A 17,476-nucleotide genomic window follows, 5' to 3' on the forward strand; every position below is an offset into this window, starting at 1 on the left:
CACTAAACATGAGTTTGTATCTAAAATAATATATTTGTTTTAAACGGGGTATATAATTTAATCTAATGAAACGAATTAATTGGCTACATCTTACTGATTTACATTACGGTCAGAAAAATCAAAATATATTACTACCCCGATTAAAAAAAGAACTATTTAAGGATATTGAACTTCTAAAGGATGATATCGGAAAAATTGATGTGGTTTTTTTTACCGGTGATCTGACGTTTTCTGGTAAAAAAGAAGAATTTGAAGCCCTTACTGTTTTTTTGAAAGAGTTATGGACTGTTTTTGACAAATTGGGCTGCCAACCATACTTAATTGCTATACCGGGAAATCATGATTTATTAAGGCCTGATTTAAGAGATCCGGTTGTTAAAGTCCTTCGACGTTATCATGAAGACAAAGATACAAGAGAAGAGTTCTGGAACGATTTTGTAACAACAGACTATTACAAGCTAATTCAAGGATGTTTCAATAATTTCAAGAATTGGTACAAAGAAATCGCTTTACCAAAGCCTACAATTATAGAAGGGCTGATTCCAGGTGACATTTCTAGTGTCTTTACCGTTGACGGAGCTGTCATGAAAGTAGTAGGGTTGAATACAGCTTTTTTAGAACTTTCCAGTGATGATTACTTAGGGAAATTAGCTATCCATCCCCTGCAATTGCAAGCCATTACGGACAAAGATCCGTTTAAGTGGATTGAAGATGCAGATATCTCACTATTGCTTACACATCATGATTCAAAGTGGTACGATTCCAATTCTTTAAATTATTATGATGCAGATATCAATCCTCCGTCAACCTTTTTCAATCATTTATGTGGTCATTTGCATGAACCATCTTTAGAAGAATATGGATTAATTGGATCGGCAAAGAGAAGATTGCAACTTGCTCCATCTTTATTTGGACTTGAAAAAATAAATGATGTCGAGTCAAGAATTCATGGATATATAGCAGGTTCGTACATCATTAAAGATTCTGAGATTATTGAAAATATCTATCCCAGAATAGCCATGAAACTTAGAGGAGGTGGAAATTATCAAATTGCTCCTGATTATACCTTTCCGTTGAATGGAAAAGCATATATCGAAGTTTCCCATGTGCCTGCCAACAGTAAAAATCCAACACAAGATGAAACTCCATCGACAGAAACTAAGAATATAGAGGAAACCACGTGGCCTTTAAATGATGAACAAACAAATATTCTCAGCCTTGACAAAAAGGATTACGAGAGCGATCTGGAACAGGTTCCAAGGGCGATTTATGTGCAGCTACCACAGCATTCTAGCATTCGCTTAGTTGAGCAAAAGGATTTTATCAAGCATATGACCAAAGGTCATTATTGCTGGTTAATCACAGACTGGAGTTTAAGCGAAGAGGAATTTATCGGTAGCGTTTCCGGAAGACTCAAAATTGACAATAAAAATAATTTTCTGATTAATTGTGAGGATTTGGCCAATGATGAAGACTTATTCGAGGCGTTTAAAGAACAGACCGGTATAGCTTTTCCTAATTTTTGCAATATGATGAATATCTTAGAGCCTCATTTCTTAGTGCTCAATCAGGTACATTCGCGTTTATATAGGAACCCAAATACTTACAGGAAATTTATGATGATAATCAAATCTATCATTGATTTCTGTCCAAATACTTTTATTATTCTGATTGCCAGGCAAATTCCAGACGAACGGCTCGACAATTCAATAGTAAAACTAAGTGCATTAGATGCAACGCAAATTAAGTCTTATATGGTTAGTCATCCTAACTCTGAAGATTATTTAACAAGCCCCGAAAACCTAGATAAAATTACAAACCGAACAGGTGGACTACCCAACCGGATTGATAAATTCATGAATAATCTGAAATATGCTTCATTTCAGGAACTTTTAGAATTGGACAGTTCGGGATCAAACGATTGGGTCGATATTGACACAATCCCAAAATCACTCCAGGAAACCCTAAGTTATTTTTCCGACACTACAAACAAAATAAAATTAAGGAGTTTCAAATTGCTGAAGATTTTGACCATTTTAAGTTATGGAGAAACTTACAACAATCTTAAGCGATTCATTAGCACTGAACCTATAAGTTTAGACCAAATTGTTGAATTGGAAAAGTCATCGTTAATTGAAGTTGTTACCAAAAATAGTGTTCTTTCTAATGTTGATGATCCGGATGACAGCCACCAAATAAAATTGTTCAGAGTGCCTAAACAAATTAGGGATTTTATTAGCACAATGATAACAGAAAATGAGAAGGATGAAATACTTAAAAACGGCTGTACATTGTATTTTGGTAATAAGTGGCGTGAAGGGAACATAAAAAATATCAAATCTACTTCTTTTAAAAGCTATTCGAAATTTTTAAACTTTGACAACTGTCAATTGATTGTAAAGAGCTTACTTTCTGAAGCTATTAACAATGAAATTGATTTTGAAATTGAGAGATCTGCGAGCTTAGCAGTTAATTATTGCGAACATATTTTTGAAATTAAAGACTATAAGAATGCTCAGACAACAGCCGAAGAAATTTATAATCTTTTAAAAAGCACCTCCTTGGTTCGGTATAAAGCATTGATTACAAAAATACTAGGGAAGTCATTAAGAATGAGTGGTATGAGAGAAAGAGCCATTCAAATACTTCAGGAAGCTATGGATATTGAAGGTCATGATTTTTCAAATGATGATAAAAACTCAATACTAATTGCCCAAGGGTACGCTTACCTACAAATGGATCAATATGATAAAGCTATTGCTTGTGGAAGACAGATTGAGAAAACAAGCACTCCGGCCAGCTCAAATGGAGTGACCGCAAAGTATATTATTGCCCAGGCTACTTTAAAAGGTGATGAACTACTTAGCAAATTACGAACTTTAGAACGCGCAGCTGTACGAGCAAAATCTAAGATTTTGGCTAACAATATATCAATTGACATTGCTAATAACTTTTCTGATCAACAGGATAGAGATAGAAGATTTTCGAAAGTCGTTGAGGATGGCGAGGATGAATATAATACTGTTAGAGCTGTTATAAATAAAGCGTTAGACACATTAGAAAATGGTAGTGGTGAAATAACACACGAAGATCTTCAGTTGCTTAATCTGTCATATTCTTATTTGTACGGGCAGCGTATGAGTTCTTTGTTTGATAATTGCCACAAAGCTCTATGGCTATTTTGTGTGAGAAATAGATTTTTCCCAGAGCTTTTAAATTTATTTCGGCATAGCTCCTTTTTCTGGAGAATTTCAGATCAGGAAAGTAAAGAAAAAATCTACTTTGATAAAATCATAGGTTTTGAGCATGAACTCACTGCCATAGGTACATCATATCAAAATCAATTAAGCATATCTTATTTAACTCGGAGAAAGTTGGAAATGGAAGGTCCAAAGCTTTTGAATTGATAAAACTCATTGCTTTTATTATTACATTTTCGGAAATAATCTGGATTTTGTAAAAACGGATATCAGTAGTAATGAAATCCAAACTTCATTACTACTGATATATTATTGCATGCTTTTATTGTATATCAAATCGTCCATTTTAGGCTTTTCCCATTTCATTATATTCTTTCAATCTTTCAGGAAAATCGGCCAACCACTTCAAATAAGCGATAAATCTCGAAGTAATTTGTACCGATAAGCACCCAAGTCGATCATGGGGCTCGAACCAGTAAAAAAAATTGAGCAGCAATCTTTTAAATGTATTTTGGATAAATTCTACACTCCCTACAATGGCTAAAGACCTATCAAAGTCAAAGCAAGCCATGTTTTCGCCCTGCGAAAACGAGCTTGCCAGGAAACCCGGACCCGGAAATGCTTCACTTTGTTCTGCATGTTCAATAACTACTTTGAATTTTAAAAGGTAATCTCTACCTTTATAACAACGAGTTAACCGCCATTGCTCTAACCATCACTTTCCATAAGAGCGCACAAACTGAGCTCGCTATTCATTCATTTTCTTGAAATCAATTAATTATGAAAAGAACTCATTTCGTTTATTTACTGCTGTCGTATGGTCCAGATTTTAACACTTCAAACGCTGACTGATGGCAAGACCGGCACTACCAAATTCGCAGCGGAGGGTGATCAACTTCACCATCCGGCTGACTATGGAGGAACTGGAAACCTTGAATTCCTGGGCTGAGCTGTGCGGCAAAACTGCCAGCGAGCTGGTTAGCGAAAAAATCTTTACCGGTCACTTTCCCCGGCCTAAAACGGCCAGGATCGAGGTGCAAACCTTTCTGGAACTAAAAAAGATAGGTGTCAACATCAACCAGCAGACCAGGCTGTTGAATTCTGGCAGGCTGCCTTAAGGACTGCTCAATGTCCTGAATGAACTTAAGCAAAATGAAGAAAGAATTATCAGGGAGTTAATGTATTATCGCTAGCCAGAAAATAGGTAGGAGCTTTATAGGAGCTTTAAACTACAATTTAAAGAAACTTTACCATCCCGACCCAGCTTTACGTGCAGAACTGCTGGATACCAACTTTACCTCGCTGGATATCCGGCAGATTAAAAAAGAAGTGGATTGGCTTCGCAGCCTAAAACCGAACCTGAACAAGTATGTGTACCACACGAGCCTAAACTTCCCAAAAGAAGATCAGTTTGATAACCATAAACTTATGGCTATTGCACATGATTACCTGAATGCAAGCGGGTACAGCAATAACCAATATTTCATCTTCCGGCACCACGATGCTGATCATCCGCATCTACACCTGTTAGTGAACCGGATAAGCTTTGTTGAGGCGTCGTGTCGGATAGCAACAATTATAAGAAAAGCGAGGCCTTGCTCAGAAAGCTAGAGTTGCAATATGGATTAACAGCTGTACAGCAAAGCAGCTATACAGCTACGCAGCGAAGTAGCTATACCGCTAATGAGCAGCATAGCAAAACAGCAAAACAACCCTACACCAAAACAGCTATAACATCAAGGAGCGGTATAACGGAACAGCTACATAGCCCGGCAGCTATACCGCTAGACAGCCAAATAACTATACAGCGCGGCAGTTATGTATCACAACGGCCACCAACGAAAGGCGAACTGGAAATGGTGCTTCGAAGGCATGCCGTCCCATAAAATGATCTTGCAGGAATTGATGAATGGCTTGTTAGCCGGAAAATTCCAGCAGTATACCAGAACTTATCAAACATGGTGAACAGTTAGGCATTAACTTTTTATTCAACCAGGCGACTACCGGGAGGGTTACCGGAATAACTTATTTCTATGATGGCTTTAAAATTAAAGGACAGGCCCTGGGCAACCGCTTCAAGTGGGCAGAGATCATTAAACTCATTAATTATGGACAAGACAGAGACCGCGAGACTATTAGCAAGGCAAACGGTAGAACAACAGCAAAGTACCCGAAAGGACCAGCCGCAGAACGGGCCAATCTCAAAGCAGCAACCGGACAAGGACGAAGCGAGCGAGCGAGAACTGCTCATACAGAACTTGTATCAGGCACAACTGAACAACAACGCAGCTTCGGAATTCATCCGCCGGACAGCGGAACAGCAGCAGCTTTTTTCACAACAAATGACAAAGATGGAAGCCATGATGGCCGGTCAGCAGAAAGATCAATGGAAGCAGAACAGGATGCTCATCTGGTGGATAGCGATGGTCGCGATCAGCGAGATCATTATATTGGTACTATTCGTATCGAGATAGCTGATGATGAAGACGATGCGCTGAAAGACGAAGAAAGAGAAGATAACGATAAAAAGCCGGGTTGCCCCGGCTTTTTTTAAGCCACCTGGTATAGCTTTCTTGCTACAGCCAGGTCAAAGTCAGTTTGTAACCCTATCCAAAACTCAGCACTCACACCCAGCACCTTTTCCAGTTTGACAGCTGTTAATGCGGTTATCGTGCGCTTACCTTTAAAAAGCTCGCTAAGATGTCCCGGTAACATTTGCAATTCTGCTGCTACTGCTGATTTCTTGAGTTCCCTGGCTTCAATCTCGTCTAACAAGACCTCGCCCGGATGGAGAAGGAAATCAGTTTTTATTTCTTCTCCGTTTTTGGAATAAACTTGATTTACCATGTTCTACCCATTGTAGAGTGTTCAGTAAATATAATTTTAAGAGTAATAAGTATCTATGAATAATGGTTACTCAGGTCTTCGATAAAGATGATCTCTACCCGCACATTATTCCCATCTGGCTCCATTCTAAAGATAATACGATATGCATTATTGATTCTCACGGAGTACTTGCCATTAAGATTTCCGGAAAGCTTTTCAAAATGTAACGACTTCAAATTTCTTAAGTCATTGCTATTTGAGGCATTTTTCATCAAGGCTACTTTTTTTCTAAATCCCCTGATGATGTCTTCGCCAAATTTAGGCTTTCCTTTCACCTCGACACCTGCATAAAGATCTTTCAGGTAGTCGCCCTCTATTATTACATTCATTAATCACGCATCATTAATTTCTTTTAGTTTTCATTCTTGTTAATTATTACCAAAAATAGGTAAAAGAAATCAAATTACCAAATTTTGGTAAAAGAATATGAAATATGATTAATGAATGAGGGTTAAGCCCCGCAAAACGTATATTTTGAACCAGATATTTCTACTATCCTCTGGTCGGGTGATCCTATAGTAAAAATTGTGTTAATTCCGATGGTTTATACTATGAAGAATTAATAGTAGACGTACAAATCAATGGCAGGCTAAATGAATTTAATAATAAAGGTTTACGTTTTCAAAGCAAACAGTGCATTTTGCCTTTACTATTCAAGCTTTCGTATTCGTCGACTATTATAGCATTTCGAGGGAGGATATCAAATTACTTAATAGCGAACAAAAGTTGATGCTTTTATTTCATAAAAATTACGAAAAAGAAATTGATCGGCTGGGTGTAAAAATGCTATTCGAAAATACGTATTGCGGAGATGAAGCTTTTACTTTTTTTACACGAATTTGGAAGTTAGTGGATACTTCCAACGCCACACAAGTTTCTGACTCAAGTCATGATTATTTTGATGAATTCGTTGAATGTCATAGAAACATTCTTTATAGTGTAGGGATGTCCAATGTATGGGGCCGATATACAACTGATTATACTGCTAACTCATATAACTTTCAGGGCACAAAAATATATCCCGTCAATCTAAATTACAGGGATAACAGGTTCATATTTTACCTTGAAAATGCAATTGAAGAAATTTATACCTTTTATGAAAGGATCGCTTACCTGCTTTATCTCTTTTTGCAACCCATCCAACTGACGACATCAGGATTATCCTTTAATAAGCTGTTTGAAAGGAAAGTTAAAGAGGAATTGAAAATGAAATTTCCGCAATTATCGAAAGACCTAAATTACCAATGGTTCGAAAAAAGATTTGGCAAGGAACATAAATTATTATCAGGATTTCGGCATCCTTTAATTCATTATCAAACTGCCAACAGTTTTATTAAGGGCGGGTACAATGCATCATTAAAAAGGATATGGTTAGCAAATGCAAGTGGTGGTGAACAAGAACTATTAAAGCTTTCGGATGATATTAAAAACATACATCGTTTTGTAAACGAAGAATTAGTAAAATGTAAGACTTCAATTGAAAGCAGTCTTGTTAATAGAAAATTTGAACATTTCACCTATTAATCCTTCGAATTAAGGCGGTCCTTAAACTTCTTACCCCTTATTTCCGTCTGATTTTGATGAATTGGTTTTATCGTCAGTTCCGGGTTTGGGTTTAAATTCGACGACAGGCCCTGAGCTTCCTGGTTGAGGAAATGCCCATACTTCGAATCCTTGATAAAATTTCATCATTAGTATCTGATCATGAATATCCTGAGAGTCATCCAAATTGAATGCGTATTGAAATATTTTAGGATTGCTACCTTTATATACAGGAGGGGGGTTCAATAATTTTTTCCCTTCCCGGATCAATTCACCCAACATATCAGGATGAAAATCATCATAGGTAAAATGTTCAGTTCCAATTTTCAATTCTCTATTCCATGGTATACCATATTCATGAAAAAAAAGACCATAACTAACCTTTCGCATAACTTCATCAATCCGGTCACGTTCTATCTTTATCTTAAGTGCCGGTTCAAGTTTGGCATCGGGCTTGCTTTCATCTTTGATATAAACATTTTTGACATTCCGCGCCAGGCGTATGGCCAAGCCCCGCTGTTTTTTTAGCCCGCGAAGGGGTTTGTCAGGGAAATACTTTTTTGCTTCATCGTTATTTACAACCAATGATACAATGACAGTACGAGCGTATTCATCCTCCATCGAAGTAGCCTCGTTATGTTCCTCACAGGATGGCACGGTAATCAGTTGGTTACGGAATTGAGTTGGGAAAAATCCTTTCCCTGGTGAATGTTCAACAGAGGTGGACTCTTTACCACAGATATAACATTTCATGTTTGTGCTTTTTCAAATGCAAAATTCGGTTCTTTCGGATGACTATTAATTTGTCAATTTGGTTAAATTAACTATGGTGCTGAAATATAGTGTTTATTTACCTTGTTGAAGGGCGGCGATTAAATAGCATAAACTTATCTCGTAAGGCCAGACGTAATTGAGTTTTCCTTTCTAATCTCCAAAATTTTGAAATACTGAGAATTTGTCTCATCGTTAACAAAATCGCATAAGCGATACAATACTTCCATTGTTTGGTCATTTGTCTCGCTTGAGCGATGAAAACCGATAATCCTTTTATTTTCCTCTGGACCGATAATAAAAGCGATTGCCTTTAAATCGCTAAATGCCTCCTCTTTTAATATGCCATTCATCATTAGTTTTTTATCAAGATTAGGCAGGCCGGAAAACTCGACCCAATTCCAGACAGGATCGCCTATTTCTCCAAATACGGCATTCCATAAAATACCGCTATTCAGCTCTTCGTAAACATAACCATGATGAACGGGTAGTCCAATTTCCAGAAAAGGGGGCAAAGAAAGGTTGACTGTATCAATCAAACAAATACCTTCGCTACCTTCATAATTGACCTGATCTAATTTTATGAGGCTACGTACCTTTTTGATAAGTTCCTGAATAATATATTGAACATTCCGATGCTCTCCATTGTTTCCTTTTTTAAATGGTGCAATAGTGATCGCATCACTGGTAATAAATGGACTATCACGTTTTTTGATGGCTTTGTCAAATTTGATTTTTGAACGGGCGCTTTGTTCCTGGATTTCGATATAATTCAGATTACCGTTCAAAAAGTGTATAGTTTTTAAATCCGAATAACAATGATATTCATCAAATGAAAGGCGATAATCAGGTGTTTTGATGTTTTTTACTTCAGCGATAAAAGTAGTTTCTAAGCGGCCTCTAAGCAGTTCATAAACTACCAATTCGTTGTAGGCATCAAACGCCCGGTTGTATTTTTCGTTATGTAGATAGTCCATGTCCCGAAGACATGCAGCTATATTTTTTAATTTCTTGTGATAATTACCGTCTGCCTTTGAAGTCTCTTCAAACGAAATGAGCTTTTGAATATCAATACCATCCAGCAAAGGGTTTGTTGTAATTTGACCTGTTTCGCGCTTCAGGCGAAGGACAAGCTCGGATATTTTTTCTGACAATGTTTAAGTTTTATTCTTTTAATATTTAACGATGCACAATATACAGCTTTGATAATATCAATAATTTTCCTTTTGCCGGCTATCTGCCATTTTCACTCAAATATAGCCCCTTAGTTTTATCTTTACCGATATAAAAAACCTACCTTAATTAATAATAATATGATTGAATCGAAAGTTGGGGGCGAAATCACTTATACCTTTGCAAATCACCTTAGTGACATCATTGATAATGACATTTTTGAAAAGTTACGATACCTCGAAGAACCTGACCGCTTTTATTATACCGTATTACATAAGTTAAGAAACATCCTTGATGGAGTCAGCTTTTTTGTCACGAACATGGATGAAAAGCCGCATTATTATGACTCTATTTTTCTTCTGCTCCGGACTTGTTTATTCGATAGTGTAAATTTATATTACGTAATGGATGCTGAAACCAACCAGGAGCTACAGAAGGAACGAATTGGAAGGTTCATGATTGACCACGTTGACTCTATTTGGAAGGCTGCTGTAGATGATGAGGAAGAAAGAAAGCTAGTGATACAAAAATTCCCGGATTATTTTGAAAATGGGATATTCGAAAAGGGCCATAAGAAAGTTAATATTATAACCATGTACAGGGATATAGAAATTAAAGGAATGAAGGATGAAGTGCTGAATGGGTTAAGGCTTTATAACTTGTTTTCAAAGGTTGAACACAACGGAATTTTATCATTTAACTTACTACACTCCCATTATGAGTCAAAAGGCGCAGAAAGTTCAAAATATAAGGTATACTTATCTCTAAAAAACATCATGATGGTAACAACCTTACTCATTAGGCATGCTTGGAATATATCAGATGATGATAAAAGATTTAAAGAAATGGTCCGGCTAAATAATTTGTTAGTGCTATAATATTTTTCAAAACCAAAAGGCTCTATAAAGTATCTACTGTTATATGTTATCATTTGATTAAAAATTCAAAATTTCGTATATTCGTATAATGTACGAAGATTCAGTTTATCACCTTAATTTAGTAATTGATGACCTCACTAACAGTATTCGCCAGGTAGATAGTGGAGAAAGTTTTGAAACAGAGGTATTACCTGTTACGGATGAAGATATTAAAATTGCAACTTAAAAAAACGGTGGCATTTTACATGGAAAACTGAGTATAATCAGGATGATCGATCTGTTTTCAAATTGATAAAGTCTGATGAACCCGATATTATTCAGGGACTATTAAGTTTGAGTGATTTGGAGGGATATGTTTATGTTCATTTGGCAGAGAGTGCACCGATAAACTTTGGTACGGATAAATTGCATGAGGGTGTTGGTGGTAATCTGTTTGCTTATGCATGCAAAAGATCCTGGGATGATGGCAATGAAGGGTTTGTTTCATTTCAGGCTAAGACTAAACTGATAACCCGTTATGAGAAAGTTCTGGGAGCAGTACACACTGGAGGTCACAATATGATTATTTATCCGCAAGAGGCATTATTTTTGATTAAACAATACTATAAAGTTTAGAAAATGGGATATATCAGAGAACCAAAAAATGTTGACTTGGTAATAGGCCCGTCAATTTTAACAGAGGATACAAAAAAACACATTGCTCATGCTATTGCCCAGTATCATAAAACTGGTCGAAAACCTGTCAGCGTTGAAATAATCACCCAAACGGCAGGAAGTGCCAGCCGGGCCAAATCAACCAAATCAAGGGCACAGCAGGCAATGCGGAGAAAAGCAAAAATATAAAAAGGTTGTGCTAAATTTTGCGCACAGCAAAGCACCCCGAACCGTATTGGTTCGGGGTTTCTTTTTACCGGAAAAAGGAATATCCGGTAAAAAATAAACTTTTAAAAACGTTTCCAGGACATTAACCATTGGGGCGATTACATCATTTGAAATCAACATAATGAATCATACTGAGTGTTTGTAAGCGCTTTAAGCTAATTCTGTCTATCTTTACTTGACCAGCCTAATACCCTACATGACTGAACCAAAAACTTTTTGTTATACCTCGCCCAGGAATTTTCGTTACCTGTTCTTAGTAGATGACCAAGTAACTAAAGAATTGGTTTGTAAAATCATCTTGACAAATTACCGTTATTGGGGTGGCAGATATAACCCGATTATCCCAACACAGCATAACGAGATCGACCCTGCATATATCAATTTGATACAGCACCAAGACCCGGATTATGTATTTTATGCACCCGGAATCGATCTTGCGGTAATAAAAGGCTATTGGTTTCTCAATCCGCGAAAGTATATCGAGATAAATGAACGCGTAGGAAACGATATGGAAGGTGTGGAAGCTAACCAATTACTCCAGGAGGATGTAATCAATAATTTTGGTACGAGCAGTAACCGGACATTAATATATATAAATGAAGGAGTATCGTTTCCAACAAAACAATTTTACCAGTTAAATTTTGGTGTTACGCCGTTTTACATGGGTGAAGACCGTTACACCAAAAATTTTGTAATTATTAAGATAACCCAGGAGAATTTCGGTGAGATCAATAAGTACCTGCATGAAGAAAAACCTTTCTTTAAGTCTCATTTATCTGAATTAAATGCCAATGCCACAACCGTCCGTGCAAAAAATGAATGGGCAACCAAACAGTTGGAATTCATTATTTATGATGATGAAAATTCTGTAAATGACTTGTTATATTTTTGGAACCGGCAATTATACCAGCAGCCGGATAACCGTATCAAACAATTGATTGCGAGCAGAAATGAATTTGAACAATTACTCCTTGATCGTTCATTCGAAGGTTTTTTATACGAGATGCTATATGGTGCTTCGGTTTATGTCGTTTCAAAAAGTATACCCGATGGTGAGTTGAATTTGCTAATCGGAAAAATTCAGGAACAATATAAGTTTGTGAATTTTTTACCAGTACAGGAGAAAACTTTTCCTTACCCATTTTTTCAAACGATCATGATCGGGGCTATCCATCCTATTAAGAATTTATTACTCGGTACACAGGATTATTTAAAACTACCAAAGCCTGTCATTGGTGATACAACTACAATTTCCGGCAATTATGTTTTCGATATTGAATTAGTGAAAGAAACCAACCGCAAAAGCAACAGGATCAAGTTTCCTAACTTTACGGAGTTTTTTCATATGGTTTGTCAGCAGGAAGGACGAATTAATCGAAACAACAATATTTGCTTATTTCTGGGCGACGCTTATATAGGCATCGATGCTAAGGTGCCATCCGCTTTGGAGATTATCCGAATGCGGCTAATGGTTCGGAATGAAGGTCAGGAAAGGGTACAACTTCCGATTACTTATCCTGTTTTGAGTAATGCAGGGCAGCGTCTTTCTGCCTTTATAAAACTATTTGAGAATAACTGGCAGTTGATCGACGATTTCACTGGTGATAAATTCTGGCTCGATCTTTTTATGGGTAATTCTGAATTTAAAGATGGAGTGATCGTAGCGGAAAAAGTATCAACCACATCAAATGAATCCGAATCAGTAGCGTTACCAGTTCCGGTCGATAAAAAAGAAGAAGTACTACCGATAAAAAATAGGCACGAGTTTGAGGCAAGCAAATATCCCGGAAATAAAGGAATATTCAGTTACAAGGACCTTTTGCATGAAAGAACGCTAATTTATTTTCATCATCGAGAAGATATCAAGAATCTCTTTAAGAGAGAATCTGCGGATTTTGAGGTCGATGAGGATTATCTGGACGATTTTATCCGTCGTAACATTACTGAAGATTTAAAAACGCACATCGACGGCGACCTTCAATACTTGGTTGAACGGGATGCCATGTTCATCGGTATGAAGGTTAAGTGCTTTCAGTGTGGCAGCAATAGCTGGTACTCACTGAATGAATTGCAAAACAAAATGAATTGTAAAGGTTGTTTAAATCAAGTTATTCCGAAGTTCAACAGTCACCTTTATTACAAATTAAACGATGTACTCATCAACAATTTGGTAGAAGCTTCATCAAACGCACGTCGTAAACCGTATCATGGCAATTACGTAGTTTTAAGAACGTTGGCATGGCTAAAAAACGATTCCAGGAATTGTCACGATAGTTTTTTATATGCACCATGCCTCGAATTTGAAGTTAGGGAAGCGAATGAAGAACCATGGACTACCGATATCGACATATTAGCTATCCAAGATGGTAAATTGATCATTGGTGAAGCCAAAAGCAATGCCAAGCAGTTTAACACTGAAGTGATGAAACAATTGGCTTGGTTTGGCAATAATATCCGTCCTGACATGCTGATCTTAGCTTATGATGGTGGAACGATTGATGCGGGAAAGCTGGATAAGCTGCGAAAGGCCGTGACTTATGAACACTGCAAAATAGTTACGCACCAAGTTGGTCAACCTTGGTATCGCTCCGGAAGGATATTTGGATTGCCACATAAAATGGAGGGTATGGAATGAGTTGTATATTTTGCGATAACCCTAAACCCGGTAAATCAATTGAACATATTGTTTCTGAATCATTTGGTAACAAACGCTACGTACTCGATAAGGGTGAAGTGTGTGACCCGTGTAACAACCGCTTTTCGGGATTTGAAGGAGTGTCCTTAAGCAATACTATTTTTGGCATGGAAAGGGCAATAGCTGCAACAGTTACCAAAAAAGGTAACGCGGTAAAAAGCAGGATCGGCGGTATGACCATCGAAGGCAGTAAGAATTTCACCAAAGGACTAATAACCTTAAAAAATTTAAATGAAGTTAATATAACCGACTTTGATGCTGCGTCAGGGACATTTAAACTGGTCGTTCCTGCTTTTGAGAAAACAGAGGTGCCCACTTCAAAGTTGTTGTTGAAAATGGGACTGGAATCATTGTTTAAGTCAAAGCCTGAAATTTACCACAAGTATGATTTTACAGACCTCCGGCAATACCTGACTGTAGTCACAAATACGGATTGGCCATTTGTGATGAGTAAATTTGAACATGATAAGTTTACCAGTATTCCTGCTTTTCTCGATAAATTTTTACTAAAAAAGGAACGGCTCGAACTGCTCTATTCCGAAGTTGATGCTCAAACGCTGTTGTTTAAGTTTAGGTTCAGGGCAATATCCATGATTGTCAACTTGGTCAACCGCAATCTGCATTGGGTCGCTTTTTACGAAAAAAACAGCGGGAATCGCTTTCTTTATCCAGAACATTTTAATAAAAAATATCAGCGCCTGATGATTAAAAAAGAAAATGATGAAAAATAAAACAGCTTATCCGCTTTCCTTATCAAAGGCCATCGCAGTGTTACGAGAGAAATTTCGTTCGCTGACCTTTCAAAATAATGACATCATCGCCGAAGTGGAAAATCCTAATGATGTGCTGAATTTGCGGTACCTGGAAGATGAGAACTTTTATTTCATGATAACAAACCCATCACTTACCGGAGATTTTCGCCCCTTTTTCAACTTTAAATATTTTCCTGAGAATGAAAACAATTCAACGAACACCGGCTATAACAATGAATTGCCGGTAATCTTGGAGCACTTTGAAAATTGGATCACACTCCTTCGTGCCTATCAGGATCTTACCTGGGATGAAGAAACCGCATTCACCAAAGCTTATGAAGAAGAGTTTTTTACTGACTTTGAAATACTGGATGACGATGCTGCTACTGCACCGTTTGACCATCAGCGACAAGTACTTATTTTTGAACTGTTAGATTATGTTATAAAGAAACTGAATGAAAATAAAATAGAGGATACGGATATCAGTGTAATTATAACTGATTCTTACGAGCTCCGTGACAACATACAAAATCTAAGCAAACAGAACGCCGTAAGGAAATTATCTTCAATTTTTGCCAAAATAAAAAAGAAAGGTCTCGCCTTGCTGCTGGAAATAATTAATGAAGCAAAAAAGGAAATGATTAAACGGGCACTGACAGGGGGTATTGACGATCTCATCAGCTTTGTTCACCGACTAAAATAGCTTTATTGCACTTTACCTCTATAATGTAATCAAGAGTAAACGAATAAAGGTCTAATGCAAAGGTATATGAAATTGATTTTGAAGAGGAAATTCAAATAAAAAAGCCCTAACAAATAGTGGCAGTTTGTTTGAGGAATTAGTGGCCGCAAGAAACGCACAGGTTCCAACTCTAGAAGTTAGACATAACAAAATGAACGTTCTCATAATTTTATAATGTTTATGTGCCGACAATACGCATCGTTTTACGTAATTCAATTGTGCTGGTAATTTTTTTTATTTTATGCTCATTAGGTTCGCTTAGTAACGCGATGACATTTGACTGTACTTCATCGACAATACTCCAATCTTTTTCGATATATATATCGGTGGTTTTGTTTCCCTGATCCATGTGATTAAGCGCTAACCCAACATCGTCTTTGCTCATACGGCACTTGTTGCGGCCGAGGTTGGCGAACGTGTGCCGCGCCCAATAAAAAGTTATCCCTGATAATTTTGCCTTTTCATTGACAGACTTCATTCCCTCATTGATAGCTCTATCCAAATTTTCAAAGCTATTATAACGGGTATGTAGTTTTTCAAGATACTTATTCAAAAGTGGTTTCGCCTCTTTTACCAATTTTATGCTTATAAATGCTTTATCCGATCTTCGGATAGTCTTGCTTCTGTTATAATCTACTCGGCCTTTCTTGATATTGCATGCCCTTAAATTGTATAAATCAACTGCGTTCATCCCACATAAGTAAAAAGATAACATAAAAAGGTCTTGCGCTAATTCGGCCCTGCTGTCATCTGGCACCTTGCAATCACGGATCGTTTTAAGTTGCTCAATAGTCAGATTTCGTTTCTTGGTCTCCGGCGCGTCAACTATTTTGTAATTATCAAATGGGCAATAGGGTATCTTGATTTCGCCAATTTGCGGTTTGTTATAGAATTTCATAGCGGCTTTAAACAATATCCGCAAGTCTCTAAAATGATTGTGAACCGCAGCATCGCACATTCCCTTTACTGTCCGGGTGATCAGTCTACCCTGATTTAAGCGTTCAAATTTTCTTTCAGCCCTTAAATATTTTTCATAAGCATTAAGCATCCATTCGTTGATTTCTAAAGGTGATATAGAATTACCTTTAAAATAATCTTGCAGACTAAGCAAAACAGTATTCAACGTCCCTGCCGATCCTTTTCGCCCTTGTTTTTTTAGACCTTCTATATGGTCATTACAGAACTTGAAAAAATCCATTGGCTCATTCTTGTCCCTTAAATGGTTTCTTAAATCTTCAGGATTAAAGAGTTCCAATTTCGGCCCTAGGTTACTGATCGTAACCCGGTAATCATCCAATGTCTTGTTGATGATCTGCTTTAAGATCGCATCCTTTAAGATAAATTTTGCGGTAAGCTGCTTGTCAACAACAAAGTGAGGAGTATCGATGTACTTTTTTTCTCCTTTGTGTGCTACCCTGATTTTTACGTTGTAAGTTCCGTCTGCTTTTTTGTGGTGTTTGTGAATTTTAATACCTACAGTTGCCATGACATAATTGTTAGGCATAAAAAGTCCAAATAGTTTTGTGCCCTATTTGTGCCCTTTTTACGATGGGTTAAACAAAAAATTATGTAAAAGCTATCGGAACGGATCGTTCCTGACAGATGGCGTATGCCTTAGAAAGTGCCCAAACATACGAAAAAAGGCCTTTTTCTGCTGAAAAAGACCTTTTTTAATTCTGTGGTATCAGCTGGGATCGAACCAGCGACACAAGGATTTTCAGTCCTTTGCTCTACCGACTGAGCTATGATACCGACCGTTTAAGGAATGCAAATGTAGCCTTTTTTTTGTGTTCTGGTAGTTTTTTTTGAAAAAAGTCACATCGTGCTGAATATGAGTGTATTTTATTTCCTCTGATTAATCAGTCACTAAATTATTGGCTTTAGCAGATAATTAAACGGGTTACTTTTTTTTCAATTTAGCTCGAAAACTAATTTTAAAAAAGCGTTTTATACGC

18 protein-coding genes and 1 tRNA gene are annotated in these 17,476 nt (G+C 37.1%); 13 read left to right on the forward strand and 6 right to left on the reverse strand.

All coding sequences use genetic code 11. The features are described from left to right. The first annotated feature begins 65 nt into the window (after positions 1-65). The 5 genes from ACQY4U_RS15615 to ACQY4U_RS15635 all read left to right on the forward strand — a co-directional run bounded on the left by ACQY4U_RS15615 (position 66) and on the right by ACQY4U_RS15635 (position 5,674). Positions 66-3,407, forward strand: a complete 3,342-nt coding sequence (locus tag ACQY4U_RS15615) for a metallophosphoesterase (protein WP_428330375.1) — start codon at positions 66-68, stop codon at positions 3,405-3,407. 644 nt (positions 3,408-4,051) lie between these two features. Next, the gene (locus tag ACQY4U_RS15620) at positions 4,052-4,318 is read left to right on the forward strand and encodes a plasmid mobilization protein (RefSeq protein ID WP_428330376.1); all 267 of its coding nucleotides are present in this window, start codon (positions 4,052-4,054) and stop codon (positions 4,316-4,318) included. Positions 4,319-4,415: 97 nt separating this feature from the next. Beyond that, positions 4,416-4,811 carry a relaxase/mobilization nuclease domain-containing protein gene (locus ACQY4U_RS15625; protein ID WP_428331754.1) on the forward strand — a complete coding sequence of 132 codons (396 nt, stop codon included), beginning with the start codon at positions 4,416-4,418 and terminating at the stop codon, positions 4,809-4,811. Then, positions 4,796-5,086, forward strand: a complete 291-nt coding sequence (locus ACQY4U_RS15630; RefSeq protein ID WP_428330377.1) for a hypothetical protein — start codon at positions 4,796-4,798, stop codon at positions 5,084-5,086. The genes ACQY4U_RS15625 and ACQY4U_RS15630 overlap by 16 nt, the downstream gene beginning before the upstream one ends. 222 nt (positions 5,087-5,308) lie before the next feature. Beyond that, a complete protein-coding gene (locus ACQY4U_RS15635) occupies positions 5,309-5,674 on the forward strand; it encodes a hypothetical protein (RefSeq protein WP_428330378.1) in 366 nt (121 codons plus the stop codon). A 76-nt stretch (positions 5,675-5,750) separates the two neighbouring features. On the opposite strand, the gene ACQY4U_RS15640 is transcribed toward ACQY4U_RS15635, so the two are convergent. Beyond that, on the reverse strand, positions 5,751-6,047 hold the full coding sequence (locus ACQY4U_RS15640) for a HigA family addiction module antitoxin (RefSeq protein ID WP_428330379.1): 297 nt from the start codon (positions 6,045-6,047) through the stop codon (positions 5,751-5,753). Between the two features lie 53 nt (positions 6,048-6,100). Continuing rightward, on the reverse strand, positions 6,101-6,415 hold the full coding sequence (locus tag ACQY4U_RS15645; RefSeq protein WP_428330380.1) for a type II toxin-antitoxin system RelE/ParE family toxin: 315 nt from the start codon (positions 6,413-6,415) through the stop codon (positions 6,101-6,103). Positions 6,416-6,815: 400 nt separating this feature from the next. On the opposite strand from ACQY4U_RS15645, the gene ACQY4U_RS15650 reads away from it, so the two are divergent. After that, positions 6,816-7,610 carry a hypothetical protein gene (locus tag ACQY4U_RS15650; RefSeq protein ID WP_428330381.1) on the forward strand — a complete coding sequence of 265 codons (795 nt, stop codon included), beginning with the start codon at positions 6,816-6,818 and terminating at the stop codon, positions 7,608-7,610. Between the two features lie 30 nt (positions 7,611-7,640). On the opposite strand, the gene ACQY4U_RS15655 is transcribed toward ACQY4U_RS15650, so the two are convergent. Both ACQY4U_RS15655 and ACQY4U_RS15660 read right to left on the reverse strand, forming a co-directional pair. Next, entirely contained in the window at positions 7,641-8,381 is a 741-nt protein-coding gene (locus tag ACQY4U_RS15655; protein WP_428330382.1) for a hypothetical protein, read from the reverse strand. 134 nt (positions 8,382-8,515) lie between these two features. Next, positions 8,516-9,553 carry a hypothetical protein gene (locus ACQY4U_RS15660; protein WP_428330383.1) on the reverse strand — a complete coding sequence of 346 codons (1,038 nt, stop codon included), beginning with the start codon at positions 9,551-9,553 and terminating at the stop codon, positions 8,516-8,518. Between the two features lie 423 nt (positions 9,554-9,976). Between ACQY4U_RS15660 and ACQY4U_RS15665 the strand changes: the two genes are divergently transcribed. The 7 genes from ACQY4U_RS15665 (at position 9,977) to ACQY4U_RS15695 (ending at position 15,482) form a co-directional block, all read left to right on the forward strand. Beyond that, positions 9,977-10,450, forward strand: a complete 474-nt coding sequence (locus ACQY4U_RS15665) for a hypothetical protein (protein WP_428330384.1) — start codon at positions 9,977-9,979, stop codon at positions 10,448-10,450. 88 nt (positions 10,451-10,538) lie between these two features. Then, entirely contained in the window at positions 10,539-10,676 is a 138-nt protein-coding gene (locus ACQY4U_RS15670; RefSeq protein WP_428330385.1) for a hypothetical protein, read from the forward strand. Between the two features lie 62 nt (positions 10,677-10,738). Further along, positions 10,739-11,065: a hypothetical protein gene (locus tag ACQY4U_RS15675; RefSeq protein WP_428330386.1), complete on the forward strand. Its 327-nt coding sequence runs from the start codon at positions 10,739-10,741 to the stop codon at positions 11,063-11,065. Between the two features lie 3 nt (positions 11,066-11,068). Next, positions 11,069-11,293 (forward strand): hypothetical protein, encoded by a 225-nt coding sequence (locus ACQY4U_RS15680; RefSeq protein WP_428330387.1) that lies wholly within the window; start codon positions 11,069-11,071, stop codon positions 11,291-11,293. Between the two features lie 235 nt (positions 11,294-11,528). Then, a complete protein-coding gene (locus ACQY4U_RS15685; RefSeq protein WP_428330388.1) occupies positions 11,529-13,967 on the forward strand; it encodes a hypothetical protein in 2,439 nt (812 codons plus the stop codon). Beyond that, positions 13,964-14,758 (forward strand): hypothetical protein, encoded by a 795-nt coding sequence (locus ACQY4U_RS15690; protein WP_428330389.1) that lies wholly within the window; start codon positions 13,964-13,966, stop codon positions 14,756-14,758. The genes ACQY4U_RS15685 and ACQY4U_RS15690 overlap by 4 nt, the downstream gene beginning before the upstream one ends. After that, positions 14,745-15,482, forward strand: a complete 738-nt coding sequence (locus ACQY4U_RS15695; protein WP_428330390.1) for a hypothetical protein — start codon at positions 14,745-14,747, stop codon at positions 15,480-15,482. Before ACQY4U_RS15690 ends, ACQY4U_RS15695 begins: the two co-directional genes overlap by 14 nt. A 217-nt stretch (positions 15,483-15,699) precedes the next feature. On the opposite strand, the gene ACQY4U_RS15700 is transcribed toward ACQY4U_RS15695, so the two are convergent. After that, the gene (locus ACQY4U_RS15700) at positions 15,700-17,007 is read right to left on the reverse strand and encodes a phage integrase SAM-like domain-containing protein (protein WP_428330391.1); all 1,308 of its coding nucleotides are present in this window, start codon (positions 17,005-17,007) and stop codon (positions 15,700-15,702) included. A gap of 193 nt (positions 17,008-17,200) precedes the next feature. Continuing rightward, positions 17,201-17,273, reverse strand: a tRNA-Phe gene (locus tag ACQY4U_RS15705). Positions 17,274-17,476: the final 203 nt, after the last annotated feature.

The sequence above is a fragment of the Mucilaginibacter sp. genome, from assembly GCF_965277465.1.
GTDB lineage: Bacteria > Bacteroidota > Bacteroidia > Sphingobacteriales > Sphingobacteriaceae > Mucilaginibacter.